We start from the raw sequence: 3070 nt of genomic DNA, 5'->3' as shown, positions 1-3070 counted from the left end.
CCCCTAGCGGATTCAGTCAGCTCAGCCCACCCGCTGGAGGACAGTCAGCCCAGCCCACCCCGCTGGCGCGGGCTCAGTTATAGCTCAGCCGCTCAGCGCTATAGCTCAGCCGCAGGACTGGGCCGTCGGCAGCGGCGCAGGCACGCCGACCGACGGCATCCCCAGCGAGACCGCGAGCTTCCCCGCATCCTGCGCAGGGGCCGCCTGCCGTCGTTCCCACGCGTCTCCGGACGGCAGCCGCCGCAGCACCCGGATCGCCGACCCGCCGTTCCCGCCGCTCACCGACCCGCCGTTCCCGCTGATCGCCGCACCAGACCCAGCACCGTTCGCAGCATCTCCCGCCACACCCGCCAGGCCGTTCAGCGCCCGGTCCGCGACGTTCGTCCTGCCGGCCGCACCGTGTCCCACTGCACCCGCCGCACCCGCCGCACCGTTCACCGCTCCAGCCGCGACACCGTCCGCGATCAGGTGGTGCGGAGCCGCCTGCGTGATCACCACGGTCACCGCGTCACCCGGCCGCGGCAGCTGCGCCTGCTCGGTCTCGCCCACGCCGAAGTGCACCAGCCGGTTGTCGCGGGCGCGTCCGGACAACCGCCGCGTCGCACCGTCCTTGCGCCCCTCGCCCTCCGCCACCAGCAACTCGACCTCGGTGCCGACGAGCGCGCGGTTCTCGGCCCAGGAGATCTCCTCCTGGAGCGCCGCAAGCCGCTCGTAGCGCTCCTGGACGACTTCCTTGGGCACCTGCCCGTCCATGTCGGCCGCGGGCGTGCCCGGCCGCTTGGAGTACTGGAACGTGAACGCCGAGGCGAACCTGGCCTCGCGCACGACCTCGAGCGTCTGCTCGAAGTCCTCGTCCGTCTCGCCCGGGAACCCGACGATCACGTCCGTGGTGATCGCGGCGTGCGGGATGGCCTCGCGCACCCGCTCGATGATGCCCAGGTACCGGTCGCGGCGGTAGGAGCGGCGCATGGCGCGCAGCACCGTGTCCGACCCGGACTGCAGCGGCATGTGCAGCGACGGCATGACGTTGGGCGTCTGCGCCATGGCCTCGATGACGTCGTCGGTGAAGTCGCGCGGGTGCGGGGAGGTGAACCGGACCCGCTCGAGCCCGTCGATCCCGCCGCACGAGCGCAGGAGCTTGGAAAACGCCTGCCGGTCGCCGAACTCGGCGCCGTAGGAGTTCACGTTCTGGCCGAGCAGCGTGACCTCGACCACACCCTCCGCGACCAGCGCCTCGATCTCGCGCAGGATGTCCCCGGGCCGACGGTCCTTCTCGGTGCCGCGCAGCGCCGGCACGATGCAGAAGGTGCAGGTGTTGTTGCAGCCGACGGAGACCGAGACCCACGCCGCGTACGCCGACTCACGCCGGGTGGGCAGCGTCGAGGGGAACGCCTCGAGCGACTCCTTGATCTCCAGCTGCGCCTCTTCCTGTACGCGGGCGCGCTCGAGCAGGGCGGGCAGCGAGCCGATGTTGTGCGTGCCGAAGACCACGTCCACCCACGGCGCCCGCCGCTGCACCTCGCCGCGGTCCTTCTGGGCCAGGCAGCCGCCCACGGCGATCTGCATGCCGGGCTTGCGCGCCTTGACCGAGGCCAGGTGCCCGAGGTTGCCGTAGAGCCGGTTGTCCGCGTTCTCACGGACCGCGCAGGTGTTGAAGACGACTACGTCCGCCTCGGTACCGGGCTCCGTGCGTACGTAGCCGGCCGCCTCCATGAGTCCCGCCAGCCGCTCGGAGTCGTGCACGTTCATCTGACACCCGTAGGTGCGGATGTCGTAGCTCTTCACGTCTTCTTGCTGCGCCATACCTCCAGGATAGGTCCCTGCGCGACCGACCTCGTCCGTTATCATTCCGTGACAATCCGGGGTGACGCGCGGCACTGATTCACGCTACCTTTCAACACCGAGACCGTAAGGGCCGCCGAATCGGCGCTAAGGGGTGGGAAAGCGGTGCACAGACGGGGTTTCCTTGGCCTTGCCGTGGGCCTGGGGGTCGCAGCGGTAACAGAAGGCTGCGTCACCATCTCTCCCTTGGCCACCACCGGCGACTTCCCGGTCGACGCCGCGGCGAGCCTGCCGGAGTCCCCCACCTGGATGGCGATGAAGGCCCGCAACGACAACGCGGGCCAGATCATCATCGGCGTCAAGGCCGACCAGCCGGGTCTCGGTGAGTTCAGCGCCGCCAGCAACTCCTACAGCGGGTTCGACATTCTCATCGCCCGCCTCGTCGCGGCCGGCCTCGGCTTCACCGCGGACCAGATCCAGTTCACCACGGTCGCCTCGCAAGACCGTGAGACGGAGCTCGAGAACAAGACGGTGGACCTCATCGTCGCCTCGTACTCCTACACCCCCGCCCGCGCGAAGCTCGTCTACTTCGCCGGCCCGTACTTCACGACGCCAGAGGCGATCCTGGTCGCGAAGTCGGACAACCAGATCACCGGCCTCAGCTCCATCACGCCCGACACGGACGTCTGCGAGGTCAGCAACTCCACCAAGGTCGCGAACGTCACGCTGGACAAGCCGCCGGTCGTGCGCAACACGTACAGCGAGTGCGTGACCGCCGTGAAGTCGGGCGAAGCCCAACTCGTCTATACCGACTACGCCCTTCTCGTCGGCTACCTCAACCAAGACCCGAACGACCTCCGGGTGATCAACACCAACGCGTCGACGCAGTACTACGGCATCGGCATGCCGTACGGCGACAACGCCCTCAGGCAGGGCATCGACACCATCCTGAGCACGGCCGTCGCCAACGGCACCTGGCGCGCCATCTTCAACTCCACCCTCGGCCCCGAAGGCCTCACCCTAGAACTGCCCGACGTAGGCCGCTGGCCGTCCTCGTAGCCCCGCCGCCAAGCCACTGTGCCGGCGCCGCAACCCGAGCCGACCGGCAGGCCAGCCAGCCAGCCAGCCAGCCAGCCAGCCAGCCAGCCAGCCAGCACCGGCCTACCCCAAGAACTGGCCGATCTGCACCCACGAGCCAGCTACCGGTCGATCCACAGGCATGGGCCCCGCGACCCGCCGATCCACCCACATCCGCAAGGCCCACCGGCCACTGGCGCATCCGGCAGCC

Annotated in this window: 2 protein-coding genes; one reads left to right on the top strand and one right to left on the bottom strand. The window is 69.5% G+C overall.

Features of this window, described 5'->3' with window-relative positions; all coding sequences use genetic code 11:
• Window positions 1–105: 105 nt before the first annotated feature.
• Entirely contained in the window at window positions 106–1803 is a 1698-nt protein-coding gene (miaB, locus tag KDL01_RS40080) for a tRNA (N6-isopentenyl adenosine(37)-C2)-methylthiotransferase MiaB (protein WP_246577653.1), read from the bottom strand.
• Window positions 1804–2028: 225 nt separating this feature from the next.
• On the opposite strand from miaB, the gene KDL01_RS40075 reads away from it, so the two are divergent.
• Window positions 2029–2841 carry a transporter substrate-binding domain-containing protein gene (locus KDL01_RS40075; RefSeq protein WP_212533957.1) on the top strand — a complete coding sequence of 271 codons (813 nt, stop codon included), beginning with the start codon at window positions 2029–2031 and terminating at the stop codon, window positions 2839–2841.
• Window positions 2842–3070 lie beyond the last annotated feature (229 nt).

This window comes from Actinospica durhamensis, assembly GCF_018139695.1.
In the GTDB taxonomy this organism is placed as follows: Bacteria; Actinomycetota; Actinomycetes; order Streptomycetales; family Catenulisporaceae; genus Actinospica; species Actinospica durhamensis.
This window is presented reverse-complemented; position numbering and strand designations above follow the sequence as displayed.

Bases quoted from the DNA above. Each gene is read 5' to 3' on its own strand.
- miaB (WP_246577653.1), bottom strand. From the start codon at position 1,803: ATGGCGCAGCAAGAAGACGTGAAGAGCTACGACATCCGCACCTACGGG.